Here is a 23,099-nt window from a genome sequence, read left to right as displayed (position 1 = left end):
CACTGAGGCGATGACCGTGCTGCGCATCGCCGTCCTCTTCCTCCTCGCCGCCGTCGCCGAGATCGGCGGTGCCTGGCTCATCTGGCACGCGGTGAAGGAAGACCGCGGGTGGTTGTTCGCGGTCCTCGGGGTCATGGCGCTCGGTGCGTACGGGTTCATCGCCGCTCTGCAGCCGGATGCGAACTTCGGCCGCGTCCTGGCTGCGTACGGCGGGATCTTCATCGCCGGATCCCTCGCCTGGGGCGTCATCGTCGACGGATTCCGCCCCACCTCGTGGGACGTCATCGGCTCCGTGGTGGCGCTGGCCGGGGCGGCGATCATCATCTTCGCGCCGGTGGCCGCGGATCCGCTGTCGGAGACCGCCGCGTGACGGTCGGCGACCCGCGAGCGGACGAGTAGCCTAGATCCAGACCCAGATGGAGTGATCAGTGCCTGAAAACGCCCAGCCGACCGACGGCTTCGCCCTGTTCTCTGACCGAAACGTCGTCGCCATGCGCGTCGGCGGCGTCCTCAAGGACCTCGCTGCGACGGTCACCGAGACCGACGACGTCGAGCCCGTCACGATCGACAGCCCCGACGGCCTGAACATCCTGCGTCACTCGACCGCGCACGTGCTCGCGCAGGCGGTGCAGCGGATCAACCCGCAGGCGAACCTCGGCATCGGTCCGCCCATCACCGACGGCTTCTACTACGACTTCGGTGTCGACACCCCGTTCACGCCGGAGGACATCAAGGCGATCTCCAAGGAGATGCAGCGCATCGTCCGTGAGGGCCAGCGCTTCGTCCGTCGCGTCGTGACGGATGAGGAGGCTCGTGCGGAGCTGGCGGACGAGCCGTTCAAGCTTGAGCTCATCGGGCTCAAGGGCCCTTCGACAGGCTCAGGGACCCAGGGTGCTGCCGAGATCGCGGAGGGGGCCTCCGTCGAGGTGGGCGAGGGCGAGCTCACGATCTATGACAACACCACCCGCGACGGCGAGGTCGTCTGGAAGGACCTCTGCCGCGGTCCGCACCTGCCCAACACGCGCATGATCGGCAACGGCTGGGACCTCACCCGCATCGCCGCCGCGTACTGGCGGGGGAGTGAGAAGAACCCGCAGCTCCAGCGCATCTACGGCACCGCATGGCCGACGAAGGACGAGCTCCGTGCCTACCAGGAGCGCATCGCCGAGGCCGAGCGCCGCGACCACCGCAAGCTCGGCGCCGAGATGGACCTCTTCTCCTTCCCGGACGAGATCGGCTCGGGACTGGCGGTGTTCCACCCCAAGGGCGGCATCATCCGCTACGAGATCGAGGAGAACCTGCGCAAGCACCTGCTGCGCAACGGCTACGACCTCGTCAACAGCCCGCACATCACGAAGAAGGATCTCTTCATGACGTCGGGGCACCTGCAGACCTACGCGGACGGCATGTTCCCCCCGATGCACCTCGACGAGGTCGTCGACGACGAGGGCAACGTCACCCGCCAGGGCCAGGACTACTACCTGAAGCCGATGAACTGCCCGTTCCACAATCTCATCTTCCGTTCGCGCGGGCGCTCCTACCGGGAGCTGCCGCTGCGTCTGGCCGAGTTCGGCACGGTCTATCGCTACGAGAAGAGCGGAACGCTGTCAGGGCTCACCCGCGTGCGCGGCCTGACCCAGGACGACGCGCACATCTACGTCGCCCAGGACCAGGTCAAAGAGGAGCTCACCACCAACCTGAACCTCGTGCTCGACCTGCTCCGCGACTACGGCCTCAACGACTTCTACCTCGAGCTCTCGACGAACGAGGAGGGCAACCCGAAGTTCCTGGGCGAGCCCGAGCAGTGGTCGACGGCGATCGACACGCTGCGCGAGGTCGCGATAGAGTCCGGTCTCGAGCTCGTGGCCGACCCGGGCGGCGCCGCCTTCTACGGCCCGAAGATCTCGGTGCAGGCCCGCGACGCCATCGGCCGCACCTGGCAGATGTCGACCATCCAGCTCGACTTCAACCAGCCCGACCGCTTCGAGCTGGAGTACACCGGTCCCGACGGGCAGAAGCACCGCCCCGTGATGATCCACCGGGCGCTCCTCGGCTCCGTCGAGCGCTTCTTCGCGATCCTCCTCGAGCACTACGCCGGCGACTTCCCGCTCTGGCTCGCGCCCAGCCAGGTGGTGGGTGTGCCGGTGGCCGAGCAGTACGGCGACTACCTGGACGACGTCATCGCGCAGCTGCGCGCGGCGGGCGTGCGGGCCGACGTCGATCACTCCGACGACCGCATGCAGAAGAAGATCCGGAATCACACCACCGCGAAGGTCCCGCTGATCCTCATCGTGGGGGAGCAGGATCGCGCCGCGGGCACCGTGTCGTTCCGCTTCCGCGACGGCACGCAGGAGAACGGCGTGCCGGTCGCCGACGCCGTGCGCCGGATCAGCGCCGCCATCGCGTCGCACGCGCTGGTGTTGAAGGCGGGAGACCTCGCATGACGGGCGGTGAGGCGGACCTCGAGGACGCCTCCCGTCTCGTCGGGGTGCCCGACGAGTTCCAGCGGCTGTGGACCCCGCATCGGATGGCGTACATCCAGGCCGGGCCGGAACCGCTGCGCGAGGAATGCCCGTTCTGCGAGGCGCCGAAGTACCCGGACGCCGAGCGGCTCATCGTGGCGCGCGGGGAGACCGCGTACGTGCTGCTGAACCTCTTCCCGTACAACTCGGGGCATCTGCTCGTGTGCCCGTACCGGCACATCGCCACCTACGACCAGGCGACGCCCGAGGAGGTCGCGGAGATCGGCGCGCTCACGCAGACCGCGATGCGCGTGCTCCGCGAGGTCTCCGGCTGCGACGGCTTCAACCTCGGGATGAACCAGGGCGCGGTGGCCGGAGCGGGCGTGGACGCGCATCTGCACCAGCACGTGGTGCCGCGGTGGCGCTCGGATGCGAACTTCTTCCCGATCATCGCCAAGACGAAGGCGCTCCCGCAGCTCCTCGGTGAGGTGCGGGAGGCCGTCGCGGAGGCCTGGCCCGCCGCCGATCGCTGAGCCGCCTCTGGGTCGCTGAGCCGCCTCTGGGTCGCTGAGCCTGTCGAAGCGTCGTGACCCGGCCCTTCGACAGGCTCAGGGACCCAGGGTCGGGGAGGAGTCAGCGCACCTGGCGGGCGGTGAACTGCATCCGCGGGTTCGCGTAGAACTCCTGCGCCTCGACGAGCTGCAGCTCGCGCTCGCCCGAGTCGAGCGTGGCCTGAAGCAGGTCGTAGACGCTCGAGGCGGTGCGCTCCAGAGCGGTCTGCGCGCTGCCGGTCGCGACGTAGTGCGCGGTGAACAGCGCGGCCGTCACGTCTCCGGAGCCGTTGGCCTTCATCGGCAGGTGCGGGGTCTGCACGAGCCAGGCGCCCGCATCGTCGACGGCGAGCATCTCGATCGTGCCCTCTTCCCGGTCGGGCCGCTCGACGCTCGTGACGAGCACCGTGCGCGGCCCCATCGCCCGCGCGAGGTCGACCGACGCGAGGGTGGACTCGAGCGTGTCGGGCTCGGTCTCGGTGAGGAAGCCGAGCTCGAACTGGTTCGGCGTGATGATGTCGGCCACGGGAACCACGCGTTCGCGGAGCAGGATCGGGATGGCCGGAGCCACGAAGCAGCCGGACTTGGCATTGCCCATGACCGGGTCGCACGCGTACAGCGCATCGGGGTTGGCCGCCTTCACCCTGGCGACCGCGTCGATGATGACGTCGCCGATGCCTTCGCTGCCCTGATAGCCGCTGAGCACGGCGTCGATGGAACCGAACACGCCGCGTTCCTCGATGCCGGTGATGACCTCGCCGACGTCGGCCGGGTCGATCAGCGGGCCGCGCCAGGCGCCGTAGCCGGTGTGGTTCGAGAACGTCACGGTATAGACCGGCAGCACCTCGACGCCGATGCGCTGCAGCGGGAAGACGGCGGCGGAGTTGCCGACGTGACCGTATGCGACGGCGGACTGGATGGACAGGATCTTCATACCCGGTCCCTTTCATTCTGGGCGGGTCGATGCCCGCGTCGGGTGATCATCGTCCGGCGGCGACGAGGTCGGCGATGAGGGTCTCCGTGTCGTCCTCGGCGAGGTCGTGCACGGTGAGTCGGAGGTGATGCGAGGGCTCGGCGCGCTCGTCGAGCGCGAAGTCGTCGCCGGTGCGCGCGAGCCAGCCGCGCCGCATGAGGTGGTCGGCGACCGTGCGCGCGGGCTTCTCGAATCCGACCCACAGGCTCAGGCCGTCCGGGTCGGGCGCGTCGATCCCCTCCGCGCGCAGGCGTCCCGCGAACGCGGCGTTCCGCGCGGCGTAGTGCCGGCCCGCCTCCGCGATCTCCTCGCGGACGTCGGGGTCGGTGAGCTGGGCGAGCGTGAGGCGCTGCAGCAGGTGGCTCACCCACGTGGTGCCGGGGCTGAGCCGCATCGCCAGGCGCTCTGCGGTTTCCGGGTCGGTCGCCGCGAGCGCCAGGCACATGTCAGGCCCGAGGAACTTCGACACCGAGCGCACCAGGGCGAACCGCTGGTGGCCGGGGCCGATCAGCGATTCGTAGGGACGCTGGGAGAGGAGAGAGAAGTGGTCGTCCTCGATGACGAGCACATACGGGTGGTCGGCGAGCACGCCGCGCAGCGCCTCCGCGCGGGCGGGGGAGAGGCTCACCCCCGTCGGATTCTGCGCGCGCGGGGTGCAGATCACGGCGCGGACGCCCGCGTCCAGAGCGGCGCGGAGACCGTCGACCGTCATGCCCTCGCTGTCCACCGGGACTGTGATGGCGCGATACCCGCCGAGCCGCACGGTGTGGATGCTCGCGAGGAAGCAGGGGTCCTCGAGTGCCACGGCGTCGTCACGCATGAGCGCCTGCGCGAGCAGGCGTTCGACGGCATCCACCGCACCGCTGGTCACGGTGACCCGGAAGTCGTGACCGGGGAGGTCGGCACCCATCCACTCCCGCGCCCACGCTTCGAGACCGCGGTCGATCACCGGCTCCCCGTAGAGCACGGGACGACGACCGATCGTGCCGAGCGCCTGCGACGGGTCGGGGATGCGGGCCGGGTCAGGGTTGCCGGTGCCGATGTCGCGGAGCACGGTGTCCGGTGCGTAGCCCTCCTGCGGCACGACGTCGACGCCGGCGACGACCGTGCCCGCGCGCCCGCGCGAATGCACGAGTCCCGCCTGCGCGAGCTGGCGGTAGGCGGCGACCGCCGTGTTGCGGTTGACCCCGAGGGTCGCCGCGAGCTCGCGCACGGGAGGAAGGACCTCGCCGGGCCGGAGCGTGCCGCGGTCCCGGAGGGCGCGCACGCTGTCCGCGATCTCCGCCGCGGTGGTTCCCCTGATCTGCTCGCTCATGATCCTCCTCCGAGATTCTAGGTGGATCGGACAGTGCTACCTTTGATCTAGATCAAAACCGATTTCGGATCATCCGACAGGAGACCCCCATGACCGAGCAGCCCACCACCGGATCCGCACGCGTGAAGCGCGGTCTCGCCGAGATGCTCAAGGGCGGCGTCATCATGGACGTCGTCACCGCCGAGCAGGCGAAGATCGCCGAGGACGCCGGTGCCGTCGCCGTGATGGCGCTGGAGCGGGTCCCCGCGGACATCCGCGCGCAGGGCGGTGTCTCCCGGATGAGCGACCCCGACATGATCGACAGCATCATCGACGCGGTCTCCATCCCCGTCATGGCGAAGGCGCGGATCGGCCACTTCGTCGAGGCGCAGGTGCTGCAGGAACTCGGCGTCGACTACATCGACGAGTCCGAGGTGCTCTCGCCCGCCGACTACGTGAACCACATCGACAAGTTCGGCTTCACCGTGCCGTTCGTCTGCGGCGCCACGAACCTGGGGGAGGCGCTCCGCCGCATCAACGAGGGCGCTGCGATGATCCGCTCCAAGGGTGAGGCCGGCACGGGGGACGTCTCCGAGGCCATGAAGCACATCCGGAAGATCCGGGGAGAGATCGCCGCGCTGACCGCGCTGCCGAAGGATGAGCTGTTCGTCGCCGCGAAGGAGCTGCAGGCACCGTACGAGCTCGTCGCGGAGATCGCCGAGACCGGGAAGCTCCCCGTGGTGCTCTTCGTCGCCGGAGGCGTCGCGACCCCGGCCGATGCGGCGATGATGATGCAGCTCGGCGCCGACGGCGTGTTTGTCGGCTCCGGCATCTTCAAGTCCGGAAACCCGGCCGAGCGCGCGAAGGCCATCGTCAAGGCCACCACGTTCTTCGACGACCCGAAGGTGATCGCCGAGGTGTCCCGCGGGCTGGGCGAGGCTATGGTCGGCATCAACGTGAGCGACCTGCCTGCGCCGCACCGCCTCGCCGAGCGTGGCTGGTAGCCCGCGCGTCGGCGTCCTCGCCCTGCAGGGCGATGTGCGGGAGCACGCCGCGCTCCTGGAAGTGCTCGGCGCCGACGTCACCCTGGTCCGTAGGGCCGAGGAGCTTGCGCGCGTCGACGGTCTCGTGCTCCCCGGTGGCGAATCGACCGTGATCGACAAGCTGTCCCGACTGTTCGGTTTGCAGCAGCCGATCCGCGACGCGATCGCCGACGGGATGCCGATGCTCGGCACCTGCGCGGGGCTGATCCTGCTGGCCGACGAGGTCGTCGACGCGATCGAAGGACAGCAGAGTTTCGGCGGACTCGATGCCGTCGTGCGGCGCAACGCGTTCGGGCGTCAGGCCGAATCGTTCGAGGCCGAGCTGACCGTGCCCGCGTTCGACGAGCCAGTGACGGCGGCCTTCATCCGCGGACCCGTCGTGGAGGCGGTCGGGCCGAGGGCCTCGGTGCTCGCGACGCTGCCGGACGGCCGCGTGGTCGGAGTGGAGCAGGACGGGCTGCTCGGGCTCAGCTTCCACCCGGAGATCACGAACGAGACGCGGTTCCACCGGCGCTTCCTCGACCGGGTCGCCCGCCGCTGACGGTGTCGTGGGTTCAGGCATCGGCGCGAGTTCAGGCGCGTGCGCACGCAGGTGCCTGACCTCGCGCGAACGCCTGCGCGAGCGGGGCGACAGCGGTGCCGCGGCACGGTTCGATAGACTGGACGACGCCCTGGGCGGCGTTCCGGGGCGCAGACGACGAGCGGAGACTTATGTCCGGGCATTCCAAGTGGGCCACGACCAAGCACAAGAAGGCCGTCATCGACGCGCGCCGTGCGAAGTCCTGGGCCAAGCTCATCAAGAACATCGAGGTCGCGGCCAAGCTGGGCGGCGCCGACCTGCAGGGCAACCCGACGCTCTTCGACGCGGTGCTCAAGGCGAAGAAGACCTCGGTCCCCAAGGACAACATCGACCGCGCCATCAAGCGCGGCGCCGGCATCGGCGGTGAGGCCGTCGAGTACACCTCGATCATGTACGAGGGCTACGGTCCTAACGGCGTCGCCCTCATGATCGAGTGTCTGACCGACAACAAGAACCGTGCAGCGGCCGAGGTACGCACCGCGCTCAGCCGCAACGGCGGCACCCTCGCCGATCCGGGCAGCGTCGCGTACAACTTCAGCCGCAAAGGCGTCATCGTCGTCGGTTCCGAGGGCACGACCGAGGACGACGTCATGATGGCGGCGCTGGAGGCCGGCGCCGAGGAGATCGAACCGCACGCCGAGGGCTTCGAGGTCATCACCGAGGCGAGCGACCTGGTGGCCGTCCGCTCCGCCCTGCAGGACGCCGGGATCGAGTACGAGTCGGCCGACGTCGAGTTCGTGCCGAACCTCAAGGTCGAGATCGACGCCGAGACCGCCCGCAAGGTGTTCCGCCTCATCGATGCGCTCGAGGACAGCGAGGATGTGCAGAACGTCTTCAGCAACTTCGATCTGTCGGCCGAGGTCCAGGCAGAGCTCGAGAACGACGACGCGTAGGCGCGGCGCGAGCCGACGACGCGGCGCGCGGCCTAGCCTGGTCAGGTGACCACTTCGTTGCGCGTGCTCGGCATCGACCCTGGACTGACCCGGTGCGGTGTCGGCATCGTCGACGTCGATCGCGCTCGTCGCGGCACGCTCGTCCACGTCGGAGTCATCCGCTCCGCCCCGGATGCGGAGATCGGCGACCGGCTCGCGATCGTCGCCGCGGGGATCCGCGCGGCGATCGCCGAGCACCGGCCCGATGCCGTCGCGGTCGAGCGGGTGTTCGCGCAGCAGAACACGCACACCGTGATGGGCACGGCGCAGGCGAGCGGGGTCGCCCTCCTGATCGCGGCCGAGGCCGGCCTGCCGGCCGCGACCCACACGCCCAGCGAGGTGAAGGCCGCGGTGACCGGGTACGGCTCCGCCGACAAGCGTCAGGTCCAGGCGATGATCGCGCGGATCCTCCGGCTGGACGCGCCTCCGCAGCCCGCGGACGCGGCGGACGCCCTGGCGATCGCGCTGTGTCATGCTTGGCGCCGCGGCGCTCCGTCGACGAGTCGCACGGGTGGCGGCCTGACTCCCGCGCAGCGCGCGTGGGCCGACGCGGAGCGTGTCGCTCGAACATATCTACGAGCCGGCTCCTAGACTGACAGGATGATCTCCTCTCTGCACGGCACCGTGCTGCACACGACGCCGGACCAGGTCATCATCGACGTCGGGGGCGTGGGCTTCGCGGTCGCCGTCCCCGCCGATGTCGCCCACACCGCAACGGTGGGGGAGAAGCTCCTCCTGCACACGAGCCTCATCGTGCGCGAGGACTCGCTCTCGCTGTTCGGCTTCGCCGACCGCGGCGAGTTGGAGATCTTCTCCCTGCTGCTCAGCGTCACCGGCGTCGGCCCGAAGTCTGCGCTCGGGGTGCTGTCGCACCTCACCGCGGACCAGATCGCGGAGGCCGTGACCGCAGAGGACGATGCACCGTTCCGCCGGGTCTCCGGCATTGGACCGAAGACCGCGAAGCTCATCGTCGTGCAGCTCGCCGGCAAGGTCCAGGCCGTGGCTGCCCCGTCGACGCCCGCCGGGTCGGGAGGGGACGATGTCGTGGCCCAGGTGACGGTGGCTCTGGTCGGCCTCGGCTGGTCCGAGAAGGTCGCCGCCGAGGCGGCGACCCAGACGGCGACGGACGCCACGGATGCCGAGCGGGCCTCCGTGGCCCTGCTGCTGCGGCGCACGCTCGCGCTGCTCGGCCCGGCGCAGGCAGGCCAGGGTCGTGGCTGACGCCCTCGATCCGACCGAGCCGACCGACGAGTCCGAGCTCGCCATCGAGGGCGCTCTCCGGCCGTCGAGCCTCGGCGAGTTCGTGGGACAGCAGAAGGTACGTGGACAGCTGCAGCTGCTCCTGGAGGCGGCCCGCATCCAGTCCCGCCCCGCGGACCACATCCTGCTCGCGGGGCCCCCGGGACTCGGCAAGACCACACTGGCCATGATCGTCGCGCACGAGAGCGACCGTCCGCTGCGCATGTCCAGCGGTCCGGCCATCCAGCACGCCGGCGACCTCGCGGCGCTGCTGTCGAGCCTCGTGCCCGGCGAGGTGCTCTTCATCGACGAGATCCACCGCATGGCCCGGTCGGCGGAGGAGATGCTGTACCTCGCCATGGAGGACTACCGGATCGACATCATGGTCGGGAAGGGCGCGGGGGCCACCAGCATTCCGTTGGAGCTGTCCCCGTTCACGCTCGTCGGCGCCACCACGCGCTCCGGACTGCTGCCGAACCCGCTCCGCGACCGCTTCGGCTTCACCGGTCACCTCGAGTTCTACGACGAGGGCGAGCTGGAGCAGGTCATCGGGCGGTCCGCCTCGGTACTCGGCGTCGACCTCCCGACCGACTCGCTCTCCGAGATCGCGCGACGCTCCCGCGGGACCCCGCGCATCGCCAATCGCCTGCTGCGCCGGGTGCGCGACTATGCGCTCGTGCACGGCGGAGGCGAGGCGACCCTCGGGGGCGTGCGGGCGGCGCTCGACCTCTACGACGTGGACGCGATCGGCCTGGATCGTCTGGACCGCGCGGTGCTGGACGCTCTGGTCCGTCGGTTCCGCGGGGGGCCCGTCGGCCTCAGCACACTGGCGGTCGCGGTGGGGGAGGAACCGGAGACCGTGGAGAGCGTGGTCGAGCCCTACCTCGTGCGGATCGGCTTCCTCGGTCGCACCCCTCGCGGGCGGGTCGCGACGCCGGAGGCGTATGCCCACCTCGGCGTGGCGCACCCGGACGGGATGCTGAAGTTGGATGACCTATAATCGCTGAAGACTTCCCCGATACCGCTGTGCGCCCAAAGGCTGGTGCGTGCACCTGAGAAAGGCGCCATCCCCATGCCCATGGAATTTGTCCTCTTCGGACTCCTCGCCGTCCTGCTGATCTTCATGATCTTCAACACGCGCAAGCGCACCCGGCAGATGAAGGCCGAGCAGGAGGAGAAGGCGACCAAGACGGTTCCCGGCGCCAAGGTCCTGCTGCAGGGCGGCATCTACGGCACCATCGTCGCGTACGACGCCGAAGACCTCGACTCCCCGGCCCTGGTGGAGATCGCTCCCGGCACCGTCATCGAGGTGCACAGCCAGGCGATCCTCCGGGTCGTGGAGCCCAAGGACGCCATCGTCGACGCGCCCGTCGACGCCGCGGACGACCACGTCGTCGACGAGACCGCCGCTCCCGCGCTGGAGACGCCGGAGGAGACCCGTGCCCGCCTCGAGCGGGACGCCGACGACAAGTAAGACGAGGGCCGTCGCGGCCTCCCGGATCACCGTCCTTCCAGAAAGCTGAACACACGTGGCTTCATCCTCTCCTGTCCGTCACGCCTGGCGGGTCCTCCTCGGCCTGCTCCTCGTGACGGGCGTGCTCTTCGGCATCAACGCGCTGGGTGTGTACGTCTTCAAGCAGAGTTCGTGGACACCTGAGCTTGCGCTCGATCTGCAGGGCGGCACCCAGATCGTCCTGAGCGCGGAGACGGAGGACGGCGCGGCACCGACACAGGAGCAGCTCGACCAGGCCGCGGCGATCATCCGTCAGCGCGTCGACGCCTCCGGTGTGGCCGAGGCCGACATCACGACCGAGGGTGGACGCAACATCGTCGTCCAGATCCCCGGTGAGGCGGACGAGCAGACGCGGCAGCGGATCCAGTCCAGCGCCCAGCTCGAGTTCCGTCCGGTGCTCTACACCACGGCCGCGAGCACGGAGTTCGTCGGAGAGGACGGCAACTCCACCCCGTACCCGAGCCCTGACCCCTCGCTGAACGCCGAGCCCACGGCCGAGCCCACCGACGCCAGCGACCTGTCGTGGGTCACCGACAAGCTCGCGGCGGAGTTCCAGGCGTACGACTGCGCCAACCCGTCCAACGACCCGTCAAAGGCGCCGAAGGACGAGCCGGTGATCGCCTGCTCGCCCGACGACACCGCCAAGTTCATCCTCGGCCCGGCGGAGCTCGACGGCCGTGCGATCACCGACGCGACGGCGGGACGCGACCCGCGCTCCGGCGCCTGGATCGTGCAGCTCACCATGAACGGCGAGGGCGCGGACGCCTTCGGTCAGGTGAGCACCCGGCTCAACCAGAACCGCATCGACGGGCTGTCGCCGCGCGACCAGTTCGCCTTCGTGCTCGACGGCGAGGTCATCAGCGCGCCGCGAATGAACGGCGTCATCCTCGACGGCCGCCCCAGCATCTCCGGCAGCTTCACGCAGGAGAGCGCGACGACCCTGGCCGACCAGCTGAAGTTCGGAGCCCTTCCGCTCAGCTTCGAGGTGCAGAGCTCGGACACGATCTCCGCGACCCTCGGCACCCAGCAGCTCCAGATCGGCCTCATCGCGGGCCTCATCGGCCTCGCGCTCGTGGCGGTGTACTCGCTGCTGTCCTACCGGGCGCTCGGGACGGTGATCATCGCGTCGATCGCGGTGATGGCAGTGCTGACCTACATCGTCATCTGCATCCTGGCGTGGCGGATCGGCTTCCGCCTGTCGCTCGCCGGCGTCGCCGGCCTGATCGTGTCGATCGGCTTCACCGCCGACTCCTTCATCGTCTACTTCGAGCGCATCCGCGATGAGCTGCGCGACGGCAAGTCGATCACCGGTGCCGTCGAGGACGGCTGGGGTCGGGCCAAGCGGACGATCTACATCTCCAAGTCCATCAACGTCCTGGCCGCCGTGGTGCTGTACATCCTCGCCGACTCGACGGTGAAGGGCTTCGCGTTCACGCTCGGCCTCACCACCGTGATCGACGTGCTGATCTTCGTGATCTTCACCCACCCGGTGATGCAGCTGCTCGCTCGTACGCGGTTCTTCGGTGGCGGGCACAAGCTCTCCGGTCTGGATCCGGAGGCCCTGGGCGCCGTGTACCGGAGCCGCTCGCAGTACCGCGAGGTCGCCACGGCGTCCGCGGGGCGCGGAGCGAAGAACGCGCGTTCGCGCGGAGAGGCGGATCGCCGGCAGACCATCGCCGAGCGCAAGCGGGCGGAGGCCCTCGCCGCCGAGAGACAGACCACGGCCGGAAGTGAGGGAGACAACTGATGCCTTCCATGAATGAGTTCGGCAACAACCTCTACACGGGCAAGACGTCCTTCCCGTTCGTCGGGCGCCGTCGTCTCTGGTTCATCATCGCGATCGCTCTGGTCGTCGGCTCGGCCCTCGTGCCGCTGTTCCGCCCGATCCAGTTCTCGATCGAGTTCACCGGCGGTTCGCAGTTCACCGTCGCTGCGCCCGACACCACGGATCAGGACACCGCGACCGAAGCGGTGCAGTCCGTCGTCCCCGGTGCCGCGACCAAGGTCGTCATCGTCAACGACCAGGATGTCCGGGTGCAGACCGACCAGATGACCGCGGGCGAGACGCAGCAGGTGGCGCGCGCCCTCGCGGATGCCTACGGCGTCGAACCGGACGCCGTCGCCTCCTCGTACATCGGTCCGGCCTGGGGCGAGAGCGTGACCCGGCAGTCCCTGTGGGGCCTGGCGATCTTCCTCGCGCTGACCTTCCTCATCCTCGCCATCTACTTCCGTACGTGGAAGATGTCGGCGGCCGCGATCATCGGCCTGCTCGACGTGCTCGTGATCACGGTCGGCGTGTACGCCCTGGCCGGATTCGAGATCTCGCCCGCGGCCGTCATCGGCTTCCTCACGATCCTCGCGTACTCCCTGTACGACACCACCGTCGTGTTCGACAAGATCAGGGAGAACACCACGGAGGACGGGGAGAAGACGTCGCGGCTGTTCGGGGAATCGGTCAACCTCGCGGTGAACCAGACCCTCATCCGCTCGATCAACACCTCCGTGGTGGCCGCGCTGCCGGTCGGTGCGATCCTCTTCATCGGCGCCTTCTGGCTCGGTGCGGAGACGCTGACCGACATCTCGCTGTCGATCTTCGTGGGCATCCTCGTGGCGACCTACTCGACCCTGTTCGTGGCCGCGCCGCTGTACTCGCTCTTCCGCGAGAACGAGCCGCAGATCAAGGAGCGCGACGCCCGTATCCGCGCTGCGCGAGCCAAAGCGGCTGTCGAAGCCTGACGCCCCCGTTGCGGGGCCGACCCCCGCTCAGCGCGCGTAGGATTGTCTGATTCGGAGGTGAGTGGATGGCGGAGCCGCAGACGGCATCGCAGGGTTCGAGTCTGCGACGGCTGGTGCCCCGCATCTTCTCGCGTGCGTCCCGGATCAACGATCTCGACAACCTGATCCGCACCGTCAGGGCGAACCACCCCAAGGGCGACTTCGCCGTCATCTCCCGCGCCTATGCCGTGGCCAAGGAGAAGCATGAGGGGCAGAAGCGGCAGAGCGGCGAGCCGTACATCACGCATCCGCTCGCCGTCGCCCAGATCCTCGCGGAGCTGGGGCTCGGCCCGCGGGCGATCGCGGCCGCCCTGTTGCACGACACGGTCGAGGACACGGGCTATGCCCTCACCGACCTCACCGCCGAGTTCGGCGATGAGGTCGCGATGCTCGTCGACGGCGTGACAAAGCTCGACAAGGTCAAGTACGGCGAGAGCGCCCAGGCCGAGACCGTCAGGAAGATGATCGTCGCGATGTCGAAGGACATCCGCGTGCTGCTCATCAAGCTCGCCGACCGGCTGCACAACGCCCGCACCTGGGGCTTCGTCCCGCCGGAAAAGGCCGCGAAGAAGGCCAAGGAGACGCTCGAGATCTACGCGCCGCTGGCCAACCGCCTCGGTATCCAGGCGATCAAGTCGGAGCTCGAAGACCTCTCCTTCGCCGTCCTGCACCCGAAGATCTACAACGAGATCCACAGCCTCATCGCCGAGCGCACCCCGCAGCGGGAGAAGTACCTGAGCCAGGTCATCGAGGAGATCGACGAAGACCTCCGCGACCTGCGCATCCGCGGCAAGGTCGTCGGCCGGCCCAAGCAGCTGTACTCGGTGTACCAGAAGATGGTCATCCGCGGCCGCGAGTTCGACGACATCTACGACCTGATCGGGATCCGTGTCCTCGTCTCCTCCGTGCGCGACTGCTACGCCGTGCTCGGGGCCATCCACGCCCGCTGGACGCCGCTGCCCGGCCGGTTCAAGGACTACATCGCCACCCCGAAGTTCAACCTCTACCAGTCGCTGCACACGACCGTGATCGGCCCGGCCGGACGCACGGTCGAGATCCAGATCCGCACGCACGAGATGCATCACCAGGCGGAGTACGGCGTCGCCGCGCACTGGATGTACAAGGAGCGGATGAACGGCGGCGGCAAGGCCGAGGTCCGCGCCTCCGACACCGACATGGCGTGGCTCGCACACATCTCCGACTGGCAGGCCGAGACCGCGGACCCCGGCGAGTTCCTCGACTCCCTCCGGTTCGAGATCGGCGCCAAGGAGGTCTACGTCTTCACGCCGAAGGGGCGGGTGATCGGTCTCCCGGCCGGTGCCACCCCGGTCGACTTCGCCTATGCCGTGCACACCGAGATCGGGCACCGCACCATGGGCGCCAAGGTCAACGGACGCCTGGTGCCGCTGGAGTCCGAGCTGAAGAGCGGCGACGTCGTCGAGGTCTTCACGTCCAAGAACCCGGATGCGGGACCCAGCCAGGACTGGCTCGGCTTCGTCAAGAGCACGCGCGCCAGGAACAAGATCCGCGGCTGGTTCACGAAGGAGCGCCGCGAAGAGGCCATCGAGCAGGGCAAGGAGGCCATCGCGCGCGCGATGCGCCGGCAGAACCTGCCGCTGCAGCGTCTGATGAGCCAGGACTCGTTCACCGAGGTCGCCCACCAGATGCACTACGAGGACGTCTCGGGTCTCTACGCCGCCGTCGGCGAGGGGCACGTCTCGACGCAGTCGGTGCTCGAGAAGGTCACCGCGCTCGTCGCCACCGACGAGCCCACGACCGGCGCGATCGACCTCCCGGGAAGCATCCAGACCCGCGAGTCCCGGGGCGGCGACTCCGGTGTGCTGGTGCGCGGCGCGAACGACATCCTCGTCAAGCTCGCGAAGTGCTGCACGCCCGTCCCCGGCGATCCGATCGTCGGGTTCGTCACGCGGGGGAGCGGCGTCTCCGTGCACCGGGCGGACTGCGTGAACGTGAAGGCCCTCAGCGGCGAGCAGGATCGGTTCGTCGAGGTCTCCTGGGCACCGACGACGAAGAGCGTCTTCCGGGTGCAGATCCAGGTCGAGGCCCTCGATCGTTCCGGCCTCCTCTCGGACGTCACACGGGTGCTCAGCGAGCATCACGTGAACATCCTCTCGGCGACCGTGTCGACGACCGACGAGCGCCTGGCGTTGAGTCGCTTCGTGTTCGAGATGGGCGACGCGGTGCATCTCGACCGGGTCCTGAACGCGGTGCGCCGGATCGACGCGGTCTACGACGTCTACCGCGTCACCTCCTCCTGAGGAGCCTCTCCAGCGCGGCGAGGCCGCTGACGCTCCCGGGAACCCGGTGCCCTCCCTTGAGGGCCCGGATCGCACCCTCGAGAGCCGTGGGGTGGGCAGGGGCGAGCGCCTGCATCCAGGACAGCACACGCGGATCGCGGTGCAGCGTCGTGGCGAGATCGCACATCGTGCGGACGGGAGACGTCACGAAGATCCCGCCGAGGCGGCGCACGTCTTCCTCCGGGACCATCGTGTCGTGGAAGGACACGCGGGTGTGCACCCGCGGGCGCACACGACGTTCCACACAGCGACGCACGTGATGGATCGACGGCGGGGCATCGCCCGCCCCGTGTATCCAGGCGGCGCTCGGCCCGCACGCGGCGGCACCGTCCTGGACCAGGGCGGCGATGCTGCTCGCACGGACATCGGCGGATTCGGGAAGATCTGCGGGGATGTAGGCGTCGCCGACCTCGATGACATGTCCGTCGAGGCGGGCGGCGCTGAGTTCACAGACGCTGAGCCGCGCGCCGGGCAGATACAGCAGAGCGGGGTGCATCCCGCCAGTGTGGCGGCCTGCACCCCGCTCGTGCGGAGATCGGTGGATCTGTGGAGAGCTCAGCCACCCAGGGCGTTGAGCCAGGCGCGACGGGCCTCGAGGGCGTCCGCGGCCTCCTTGGCGGCCTTGCTGTCGCCGGAGGCCTCGGCGGCTGCGAGCTCCGCCTCCAGCTTCTCGATCGCCTCGTGGAGCTGCGAGCTCATGTCGTTCGCCCGCGCCTTGGTCTCCGGGTTGTTCTTCTTCCAGTCGACGTCCTCGCGCGCCTTGAGTGCCTGCTCGATGACGCGGAGCTTGTCGTCGAGCGCACGCTCCTTGTCGCGCGGGAAGATGCGGCCGACCTCGTCCCACTCGCGCTGGATGCGCGTGAGCAGGGCGCGGGCGCGCTTGATGTTCGGCTCGTCGGCGACAGCCTTGGCCTGCTCGAGCAGCGCCTGGCGGGCTTCGATCTTCGGAGCGGAGTCGGCTTCTTCCGCTGCGGCCTGCTCGGCACGAGCGGCGTAGAGAGCGTCGCCGGCGGCCTTGAAACGTGCCCAGAGGGCGTCGTCGGCCTTGCGTCCGGCGCGACCGGCCGTCTTCCACTCGTCGAGGAGCGAGCGGTAGGCGGGGATGCCGTCGACACCGCGCGGGGCCAGGGCCTCGGCGCGCTCGACCAGTCGCGACTTCGCATCACGCGCCGCCTTGTGCGCATCGTCGAGCTCGGAGTAGAACGCCCGGCGGTGCTTGTCGACGACGGCCCTCGCGTCGCGGAACCGCTTCCAGAGCTGCTGCGAGACGCCCTTCGACAGGCGCGGACCGTTCTGCTGCTGGGCCTGCCAGGACTCGAAGAGCTCGTTGAGCTCGGCGGTGACCTGCTTCCACTGCACCTTGCTGAGGTCGCGGGCGGCGATGGCCTCGGCACGCTCGACGAGGGCGGTGCGCTCGGCGACGGCCTGCTCGACGAGCTCCTTCGCCTGCTGCGCCTCCTGGGCGGTGGCCTCGGACAGCGACGCGGTCAGCGCGGTGAGGCGGTCGCGGAGACCGGCGAGGTCGCCGACGGCCGCGGCATCCGTGGCTTCGTCGATGAGGTGCGCGGCCTGCTTGGACAGGTCGCTCGCGGAGGCACCGCCGGCCTGGTGGCGCTGCTCCAGGGCGACGACCTTGAACGCGATGTCGTCGTACTTGCGGACGTAGTAGGCGAGAGCCTCGTCGGGGGTCCCGTCCGGGTACTGACCGACGACGCGCCAGGACTCGCCTTCGCGCACCTCGACGGTGCCGTCTTCGGAGACGCGGCCCCATTCGCCGGCGGACGAGACCGGAGTCGGCTTCGCCGCGGCCGGTGCGACGGCGGCCGGAGTCGGCGTCTTCCGCGGCATCGGCACGGCGGGCGGGGTGGGAACGGGCGGGGTCGGCTTCGCGGGCTCGTTGGCAGACACGGTGATTCTCCTTGCGCGGTCACGCCGCGGGAGGCGGAAAGGACGAGGCTCAGCCTAGTACGCACTCTCTGATCCGCGAGACCCCGTCTTGCCGCCGAGACCCCGTGATTCGTGCGCGAACGAGGCGGGGTCTCGGCGACGAGGCGGGGTCTCGCGGGGTGGGACGTTACCGTTTCGTGAGCAGAACGTTCGATGCAGGACACACTGCGCGTCATCTGCGGGTAACACGGCGCTCCTATCGTCGCGACCACGACAGTCCCCAGGTCGACAGGAGTTCCATGGACGACATCCCAGCGCGCACAGTGGACATCGTCGTCGTGGGGGCGGGCATCGCGGCGCATCGTTTCGTCGCGCGGATGCTGGAGGACCCGGACCGTGCCGTGCGGATCACGGTGTTCGGGGACGAGGGACGCCTGCCGTACGACCGTTCCGGACTGGCGCGCGTCGTCGGCGGCAGCCCGGCGTCGGCGGGGGAGCTCGACCGCGCGCCGTTCCGCGACGACCGCGTCCGCCTCATCGACGACGACCGGGTCCTGCGGATCGACAGGGGAGGGCGCCGCGTGCGGGCGCGTTCGCAGCGGTGGTACGACTACGACGCGCTCGTACTCGCGACGGGGACCCACGCCCATCGGCTCGACGTGCCGGGGATCCGTGCCCGTGGCTCCTTCCTCCTTCGCACGATGGAGGACGCGCACATGCTGCGTGCGTTCCTCGCGGTCCGTGCGACGGAGATGCCGCGGGCGCTGCGCGCGGTCGTCGTCGGCGGCGACGAGGGCGGAGTGGACGCCGCATGCGCGCTGCACGACGCCGGGGTGCAGACGACGATCGTGGACGCCGCGGATCGCCTGCTGCCTACGCACCTCACGCTTCCGGCGGCGAGCGCACTCCGCGGGATCATCGAGGCGCGCGGTATCGCGGTTCGGATGCGGACGCGGGTGACCCGCGTGGACCCCGACGCGACGGGCGCGGTGACGGCCGTGGAGTTCCAGGACGGCACGTTCGCGCGGACCGACCTCATCGTGACGACGGGTGCGCGGCCACGCGATGAGCTGGCACGGAACGCCGGGCTCCGCACGCGGCCGGGCGGCGGTGTCCTCGTGGACGCGGACGGGCGGACGTCCGACCCGCGCGTCCTCGCGATCGGCGACGTCGCCGCGGACCCGGCATCCGGCGGCACGGAGGCTGCCCTGGCGTCCGCGGATCGAGCGGCTGCCACCCTGCTCGGCGCTCGGGTCGCGAGCCCCGTGGGACACGGGTGGCACGGGAGCCCCGGCGGTATCGAGGTCGTGACCCTGCGTGTCGCGGACGGTGACGAACCGACGGTCGACGTCCCTCTTCCGAGCCGCGGAGACCGCGTATTCGGGGAGGTCGTGCTCTCCGAGGATGCCCGCGTGGTGCACCGCGTGACGGTCATCGGCGCGTCGGCAGATGCGTCGCTCGCTGGGCTCGCGCCCGGGTCGCTCGACGGTCAGAGGGCGGCGCGGACGCTGCTGGCCGCCGCCGTGGCCGAGGACGGTGCGGAGGCTTGCACACATGGGCTGCCGTCCGCGCCGCTGGAGGTGCTGGCAGCGGAGCTCACGGACCGAGGAATCCGGACCGTCGCGGAGGCTCTGGACGGTGCGGTCGAGAGCCGCGGCTGCGGCCCCTGCCTCCGCCGTCTCGCGCTCGCGTTGCAGGAGCGCCCCGAGGCGAATTTCGGCGTACGGCCCGGCGACCGCGGAACCCTTCGCCCCGAGGTGCGTCTCCGCGGGACGACGGCCGCTCCTGTCCTGGAGGTGCGCGTCGGCGCCGACTCCGACGGGGCGCTGCTCCTCGTCGTGGGTCGTCTCGCGGCACGACGGGAGGCGACGGTACGGATCGATCGAGGGCTCCTCGCCGTCAGCGGCCTCCGGGCGGAGGACATGCCGGACGCACTCGCGGACCTGCGAAGCGCCGGCGCCGTCGTTCCGGAGGCCTTGATCGGCGGGGCGGACCTCGCGCGGCCCGGAGGCCCGATCGCCGTCGTCCGGCACCCGTCACGGACAGGGCGGCGCGCCGGTGGTGCGAGGTCGGCGGAGGGCTCGGCATGAGTGCGCCCCCGCGTCCCGCTCCGGCGCTGGTCGGCTGCCGCGTCGTGGTGGTCGAGGTGCCGCGGCCGGTGCGTCCGGAGCCGGTCGACGTCGACACGCTTCTGCGGATCCTCGCGGCGACGGGCTCGGAGGTCGTCCGGATCACTCCGCCGCGGGCGGACCACGCGATCCCCGCCGGCTCCAAGCGGACGCTGTACCGGATCGCGTCCGGTCAGGTGGACGCGGTGCTGTTCCCCGCGGCGGAGGCCCTGCCCGGGTGGCTCGGAACGGTGGAACGACTGGGCATGCTCGACGCCATCCGCGAGCGGTCGCGCGCGTCCCGCCTGCTTCTCGCCACCAGCGATGCCGCTGCAACCGCGCGGTTGGTGGAGAACGGCCTGCCGGCATCGACGTCGTGCGGGCCCACCGCGGACGATCTTGCCCGGAGCGCGCTCGCACCTCTCACACACGGGGTCCTCGAGCGGCGGACTGCGGCGGGTCGGCTGGCGGTGCGCAGCGGCGGCGCGCTGATCGACGGCGGCTTCGTCCCGCTCTCCCGCGGCGCGGTCAGCATCCTCGAGGCCCTGTTCGTCGCCGACGGGCGCGTGCTCACCAGGGCCGAGATCGGCCAGGTGCTCCCCGGCGGTCGACGCAGTGCGCGTGCGGTCGAGGTCGCGGTTGCGCGGCTGAGGGAGGCCCTCGGCGAAGGGGACCTCGTGCAGACCGTGGTCAAGCGCGGGTACCGGCTCGCCGTCCTCGACGAGGACTGACGACGCCGGAGAGCCTCACTCCGAGGGGGTCTCGGGAGCGGTCGGTGCCGGGCTCGGGGTGTCGCTCGGCGCCGGGGAGGGAGCGATCGACGACGAGGGCGACGGCGTCGGCTCCGGTGTGGTCACCTGCGCGTGCACGACCTGACTGACGATGGCGCCCACGACGATGAGGGAGCCGACCGTGACCGCGATGATGTTGTCGCGGGTGCGCCGGCGGATCTGGTCCTGGTGCCAGCGGGTACGGGCGGTGTGCAGCCGGGCGCGCTCCGCCTCGGTGCGTGTCTGCGCCTTCTTGGAACCGCGTGCGGCCATGCCCTGTCTCTCCCGTCCGACGCCGGTCCACGACGTCGCCTGAGAGCCTACCGGGGGCACGGCCTCGCCTCGTGTCCCCGGCCGCCGTTAGCCTGGAGGAATGTCCTCTCCCTCCGCCCTGCTCTCCGGGCAGACACCGCTCGCCGTGCGCATGCGCCCGGTGTCGCTGGACGAGGTCGCGGGGCAGCGCCACCTGCTGCGGGCCGGGTCGCCCATCGTGGCCCTCGCCGATCCGGAGGCCAGCTCGCCCGGCGCGGTGTCGATCATCCTCTGGGGTCCGCCGGGCACCGGAAAGACCACGCTCGCGCAGGCCATCGCCCGCTCGTCCGGTCGCCGGTTCGTCGAGCTCTCGGCGATCACCGCCGGCGTCAAGGACGTGCGGGAGGTCATGCAGGAGGCGATCACCCAGCGCGACCTGTACGGGCAGACGACGATCCTCTTCCTCGATGAGATCCACCGCTTCACCAAGGCCCAGCAGGACGCGCTGCTGCCCGGCGTGGAGAACGGGTGGGTCATCCTCATCGCCGCGACCACGGAGAACCCCTCGTTCTCGGTGATCTCGCCCCTGCTGTCCCGGTCGCTGCTGCTCACGCTGCAGCCGCTCACCGATGACGACATCGGCGTGCTCGTGGACCGCGCGGTGTCGGATGCCCGCGGACTCTCCGGTACGGTCGCGCTCAGCGACGAGGCGCGGTCGGCGCTCATCCGCCTCGCGTCGGGGGACGCCCGTCGTGCCCTCACCGGACTGGAGGCCGCCGCTGCCGTGGCGCTCTCGCACGCCGCCGCCTCCGAAGCCGACCACGACGGCGAAGACCCGGAGACGGTCGTCCCGGAGGTCACCGCCGACGACGTGGCGCAGGCCGTCGACAAGGCTCTGCTCCGTTACGACCGCCAGGGCGACGAGCACTACGACGTCATCAGCGCCTTCATCAAGTCGATCCGGGGTTCCGACCCGGACGCCGCGCTGCACTACCTCGCCCGCATGATCGAGGCGGGGGAGGACCCGCGGTTCATCGCCCGTCGGCTCGTCATCTCCGCCTCCGAAGACGTGGGGCTCGCCGACCCCCAGGCCCTCGGCATCGCCGTGGCCGCGGCCGACGCGGTGGCCTTCATCGGGATGCCGGAGGGGCGCATCCCGCTCGCCGAGGCCACCGTCTATCTCGCCACGACCGCGAAGTCGAACGCGGCCTACGTCGGCATCGACGCCGCCATCGCCGACATCCGCGCAGGGGGATTCGGGCGCGTGCCGCTTCACCTCCGTGACGCGCACTACCCCGGAGCGAAGCGCCTCGGGCACGGCCGCGGCTATCGCTACGCGCACGACAGCGAGTTCGGGATCGTGCCGCAGCAGTACCTGCCGGACGAGCTCGACGGGCGGCACTACTACGAGCCGAAGAACCTCGGCGCGGAGCGCGACATCAGCGCGCGGCTGGAGCGTATCCGCCGCATCCTCGGCGACCGCTGAACCGCCGGCCCCGGGCTTGGGCCGCCGTCTGATAGAATTGAGCGGCTCGAAACCGAGTTTTCGGGCATCTCCTCGTTCATACCCCACCTTGCTGGCGCCCCGGCGTGCGCTCCAAGGCAGAACGCGGGTGATACGTCCGCGAGTCGCGAAAGTCGCGACCGCGTCATCGGAAGGACAGCTTCGTGACCACGAAGTCCCAGGACCGCCGCAAGGTGCGTCTCAGCCGCGCTCTCGGCGTGGCTCTCACCCCGAAGGCCGCCCGCTACCTCGAGAAGCGTCCCTACGCTCCGGGCGAGCACGGCCGCACCAAGCGCAAGGCCGACAGCGACTACGCCGTCCGTCTGCGCGAGAAGCAGCGTCTGCGCGAGCAGTACGGCATCCGCGAGAAGCAGATGCGCAACACGTTCAACGAGGCCCGTCGTCAGGACGGTCTGACCGGTGAGAACCTGGTCGAGCTGCTCGAGATGCGTCTCGACGCCCTCGTGCTGCGTTCGGGCTTCGCCCGTACCACCGCGCAGGCTCGCCAGCTCGTCGTGCACCGTCACATCCTCGTCGACGGCCAGCTCGTCGACCGCCCGTCGTTCCGCGTGAAGCCGGGTCAGCTCATCCACGTGAAGCCCAAGAGCGAGGGCACCGAGCCCTTCCAGGTGGCGGCCGCCGGCGGCCACGCCGAGGTCCTGCCCGCCGTTCCGGGCTACCTCGAGGTCGAGCTCGACAAGCTCCAGGCCCGTCTGGTCCGTCGTCCGAAGCGCGCCGAGGTCCCCGTGACCTGTGAAGTGCAGCTCGTCGTCGAGTACTACGCGGCTCGCTGATCCAGCGGAAGAGCATCAGGCAGGAGGCGTCGGGGTTCCCGACGCCTCCTGTCGTTTCCGCCTACGATGGAGAGACCGCGCCTTCGCGGCTCTAGGGCAAGGAT

Annotated in this window: 22 protein-coding genes; 17 read left to right on the top strand and 5 right to left on the bottom strand. The window is 70.1% G+C overall.

Features of this window, described 5'->3' with window-relative positions:
- Positions 1-10 precede the first annotated feature (10 nt).
- The 3 genes from C6C15_RS08955 (at position 11) to C6C15_RS08945 (ending at position 2,995) form a co-directional block, all read left to right on the top strand.
- Positions 11-370 carry a YnfA family protein gene (locus C6C15_RS08955; RefSeq protein WP_105949875.1) on the top strand — a complete coding sequence of 120 codons (360 nt, stop codon included), beginning with the start codon at positions 11-13 and terminating at the stop codon, positions 368-370.
- A gap of 121 nt (positions 371-491) precedes the next feature.
- Positions 492-2,444 (top strand): threonine--tRNA ligase, encoded by a 1,953-nt coding sequence (gene thrS / locus C6C15_RS08950; RefSeq protein ID WP_231919695.1) that lies wholly within the window; start codon positions 492-494, stop codon positions 2,442-2,444.
- Positions 2,441-2,995 carry an HIT family protein gene (locus C6C15_RS08945; RefSeq protein WP_025103533.1) on the top strand — a complete coding sequence of 185 codons (555 nt, stop codon included), beginning with the start codon at positions 2,441-2,443 and terminating at the stop codon, positions 2,993-2,995. Before thrS ends, C6C15_RS08945 begins: the two co-directional genes overlap by 4 nt.
- Before the next feature lie 100 nt (positions 2,996-3,095).
- Here the strand turns inward: C6C15_RS08945 and pdxY are convergent, their stop codons facing one another.
- Together pdxY and C6C15_RS08935 are read right to left on the bottom strand one after the other, a co-directional pair.
- The gene (gene pdxY, locus C6C15_RS08940) at positions 3,096-3,947 is read right to left on the bottom strand and encodes a pyridoxal kinase PdxY (protein WP_105949874.1); all 852 of its coding nucleotides are present in this window, start codon (positions 3,945-3,947) and stop codon (positions 3,096-3,098) included.
- A gap of 46 nt (positions 3,948-3,993) precedes the next feature.
- Complete coding sequence (locus tag C6C15_RS08935; RefSeq protein WP_105949873.1) at positions 3,994-5,301, bottom strand: aminotransferase class I/II-fold pyridoxal phosphate-dependent enzyme; 1,308 nt, start codon at positions 5,299-5,301, stop codon at positions 3,994-3,996.
- Between the two features lie 89 nt (positions 5,302-5,390).
- On the opposite strand from C6C15_RS08935, the gene pdxS reads away from it, so the two are divergent.
- The 10 genes from pdxS (at position 5,391) to C6C15_RS08885 (ending at position 15,641) form a co-directional block, all read left to right on the top strand.
- Positions 5,391-6,284: a pyridoxal 5'-phosphate synthase lyase subunit PdxS gene (gene pdxS / locus C6C15_RS08930; RefSeq protein ID WP_025103530.1), complete on the top strand. Its 894-nt coding sequence runs from the start codon at positions 5,391-5,393 to the stop codon at positions 6,282-6,284.
- On the top strand, positions 6,274-6,864 hold the full coding sequence (pdxT, locus tag C6C15_RS08925; protein WP_105949872.1) for a pyridoxal 5'-phosphate synthase glutaminase subunit PdxT: 591 nt from the start codon (positions 6,274-6,276) through the stop codon (positions 6,862-6,864). Before pdxS ends, pdxT begins: the two co-directional genes overlap by 11 nt.
- Before the next feature lie 170 nt (positions 6,865-7,034).
- Positions 7,035-7,796 carry a YebC/PmpR family DNA-binding transcriptional regulator gene (locus C6C15_RS08920; RefSeq protein WP_060922277.1) on the top strand — a complete coding sequence of 254 codons (762 nt, stop codon included), beginning with the start codon at positions 7,035-7,037 and terminating at the stop codon, positions 7,794-7,796.
- Between the two features lie 45 nt (positions 7,797-7,841).
- Positions 7,842-8,426, top strand: a complete 585-nt coding sequence (ruvC, locus tag C6C15_RS08915; protein ID WP_060922276.1) for a crossover junction endodeoxyribonuclease RuvC — start codon at positions 7,842-7,844, stop codon at positions 8,424-8,426.
- A 9-nt stretch (positions 8,427-8,435) separates the two neighbouring features.
- Entirely contained in the window at positions 8,436-9,056 is a 621-nt protein-coding gene (ruvA, locus tag C6C15_RS08910; protein WP_105949871.1) for a Holliday junction branch migration protein RuvA, read from the top strand.
- Positions 9,049-10,074 (top strand): Holliday junction branch migration DNA helicase RuvB, encoded by a 1,026-nt coding sequence (ruvB, locus tag C6C15_RS08905; protein ID WP_060922274.1) that lies wholly within the window; start codon positions 9,049-9,051, stop codon positions 10,072-10,074. The genes ruvA and ruvB overlap by 8 nt, the downstream gene beginning before the upstream one ends.
- Positions 10,075-10,146: 72 nt before the next feature.
- Positions 10,147-10,548, top strand: coding sequence for a preprotein translocase subunit YajC (locus C6C15_RS08900; protein WP_370670655.1), 402 nt, complete (start codon positions 10,147-10,149; stop codon positions 10,546-10,548).
- A 55-nt stretch (positions 10,549-10,603) separates the two neighbouring features.
- Positions 10,604-12,334, top strand: coding sequence for a protein translocase subunit SecD (secD, locus tag C6C15_RS08895; RefSeq protein ID WP_060922272.1), 1,731 nt, complete (start codon positions 10,604-10,606; stop codon positions 12,332-12,334).
- Positions 12,334-13,323, top strand: a complete 990-nt coding sequence (gene secF, locus C6C15_RS08890; RefSeq protein ID WP_060922271.1) for a protein translocase subunit SecF — start codon at positions 12,334-12,336, stop codon at positions 13,321-13,323. Before secD ends, secF begins: the two co-directional genes overlap by 1 nt.
- A 65-nt stretch (positions 13,324-13,388) precedes the next feature.
- Positions 13,389-15,641, top strand: coding sequence for a RelA/SpoT family protein (locus C6C15_RS08885; protein ID WP_105949870.1), 2,253 nt, complete (start codon positions 13,389-13,391; stop codon positions 15,639-15,641).
- Here C6C15_RS08885 and C6C15_RS08880 read toward each other — a convergent pair.
- Positions 15,628-16,176, bottom strand: coding sequence for a hypothetical protein (locus C6C15_RS08880; protein ID WP_105949869.1), 549 nt, complete (start codon positions 16,174-16,176; stop codon positions 15,628-15,630). The genes C6C15_RS08885 and C6C15_RS08880 overlap by 14 nt on opposite strands.
- 59 nt (positions 16,177-16,235) lie before the next feature.
- A complete protein-coding gene (locus C6C15_RS08875; protein ID WP_231919617.1) occupies positions 16,236-17,588 on the bottom strand; it encodes a DUF349 domain-containing protein in 1,353 nt (450 codons plus the stop codon).
- A 278-nt stretch (positions 17,589-17,866) separates the two neighbouring features.
- Here C6C15_RS08875 and C6C15_RS08870 point away from each other — a divergent pair, with 278 nt between their 5' ends.
- On the top strand, positions 17,867-19,657 hold the full coding sequence (locus C6C15_RS08870; RefSeq protein ID WP_105949868.1) for an FAD-dependent oxidoreductase: 1,791 nt from the start codon (positions 17,867-17,869) through the stop codon (positions 19,655-19,657).
- Entirely contained in the window at positions 19,654-20,406 is a 753-nt protein-coding gene (locus C6C15_RS08865; RefSeq protein WP_105949867.1) for a winged helix-turn-helix domain-containing protein, read from the top strand. The genes C6C15_RS08870 and C6C15_RS08865 overlap by 4 nt, the downstream gene beginning before the upstream one ends.
- A 15-nt stretch (positions 20,407-20,421) precedes the next feature.
- Here the strand turns inward: C6C15_RS08865 and C6C15_RS08860 are convergent, their stop codons facing one another.
- On the bottom strand, positions 20,422-20,718 hold the full coding sequence (locus C6C15_RS08860; protein WP_105949866.1) for a hypothetical protein: 297 nt from the start codon (positions 20,716-20,718) through the stop codon (positions 20,422-20,424).
- Between the two features lie 100 nt (positions 20,719-20,818).
- Between C6C15_RS08860 and C6C15_RS08855 the strand changes: the two genes are divergently transcribed.
- Positions 20,819-22,183, top strand: coding sequence for a replication-associated recombination protein A (locus tag C6C15_RS08855; protein WP_082750059.1), 1,365 nt, complete (start codon positions 20,819-20,821; stop codon positions 22,181-22,183).
- Positions 22,184-22,365: 182 nt separating this feature from the next.
- Positions 22,366-22,995, top strand: a complete 630-nt coding sequence (gene rpsD, locus C6C15_RS08850; RefSeq protein ID WP_060922265.1) for a 30S ribosomal protein S4 — start codon at positions 22,366-22,368, stop codon at positions 22,993-22,995.
- Positions 22,996-23,099: the final 104 nt, after the last annotated feature.

The organism is Microbacterium sp. str. 'China' (assembly GCF_002993305.1).
GTDB lineage: Bacteria > Actinomycetota > Actinomycetes > Actinomycetales > Microbacteriaceae > Microbacterium > Microbacterium paraoxydans.
This window is presented reverse-complemented; position numbering and strand designations above follow the sequence as displayed.

Bases quoted from the DNA above. Each gene is read 5' to 3' on its own strand.
- C6C15_RS08860 (WP_105949866.1), bottom strand. From the start codon at position 20,718: ATGGCCGCACGCGGTTCCAAGAAGGCGCAGACACGCACCGAGGCGGAG.
- C6C15_RS08900 (WP_370670655.1), top strand. From the start codon at position 10,147: ATGCCCATGGAATTTGTCCTCTTCGGACTCCTCGCCGTCCTGCTGATC.
- pdxS (WP_025103530.1), top strand. From the start codon at position 5,391: ATGACCGAGCAGCCCACCACCGGATCCGCACGCGTGAAGCGCGGTCTC.
- thrS (WP_231919695.1), top strand. From the start codon at position 492: ATGCGCGTCGGCGGCGTCCTCAAGGACCTCGCTGCGACGGTCACCGAG.
- secF (WP_060922271.1), top strand. From the start codon at position 12,334: ATGCCTTCCATGAATGAGTTCGGCAACAACCTCTACACGGGCAAGACG.
- C6C15_RS08945 (WP_025103533.1), top strand. From the start codon at position 2,441: ATGACGGGCGGTGAGGCGGACCTCGAGGACGCCTCCCGTCTCGTCGGG.
- C6C15_RS08855 (WP_082750059.1), top strand. From the start codon at position 20,819: ATGTCCTCTCCCTCCGCCCTGCTCTCCGGGCAGACACCGCTCGCCGTG.
- C6C15_RS08870 (WP_105949868.1), top strand. From the start codon at position 17,867: ATGGACGACATCCCAGCGCGCACAGTGGACATCGTCGTCGTGGGGGCG.
- C6C15_RS08920 (WP_060922277.1), top strand. From the start codon at position 7,035: ATGTCCGGGCATTCCAAGTGGGCCACGACCAAGCACAAGAAGGCCGTC.
- C6C15_RS08885 (WP_105949870.1), top strand. From the start codon at position 13,389: ATGGCGGAGCCGCAGACGGCATCGCAGGGTTCGAGTCTGCGACGGCTG.
- pdxY (WP_105949874.1), bottom strand. From the start codon at position 3,947: ATGAAGATCCTGTCCATCCAGTCCGCCGTCGCATACGGTCACGTCGGC.
- C6C15_RS08880 (WP_105949869.1), bottom strand. From the start codon at position 16,176: ATGCACCCCGCTCTGCTGTATCTGCCCGGCGCGCGGCTCAGCGTCTGT.
- ruvA (WP_105949871.1), top strand. From the start codon at position 8,436: ATGATCTCCTCTCTGCACGGCACCGTGCTGCACACGACGCCGGACCAG.
- C6C15_RS08955 (WP_105949875.1), top strand. From the start codon at position 11: ATGACCGTGCTGCGCATCGCCGTCCTCTTCCTCCTCGCCGCCGTCGCC.
- C6C15_RS08865 (WP_105949867.1), top strand. From the start codon at position 19,654: ATGAGTGCGCCCCCGCGTCCCGCTCCGGCGCTGGTCGGCTGCCGCGTC.
- C6C15_RS08935 (WP_105949873.1), bottom strand. From the start codon at position 5,301: ATGAGCGAGCAGATCAGGGGAACCACCGCGGCGGAGATCGCGGACAGC.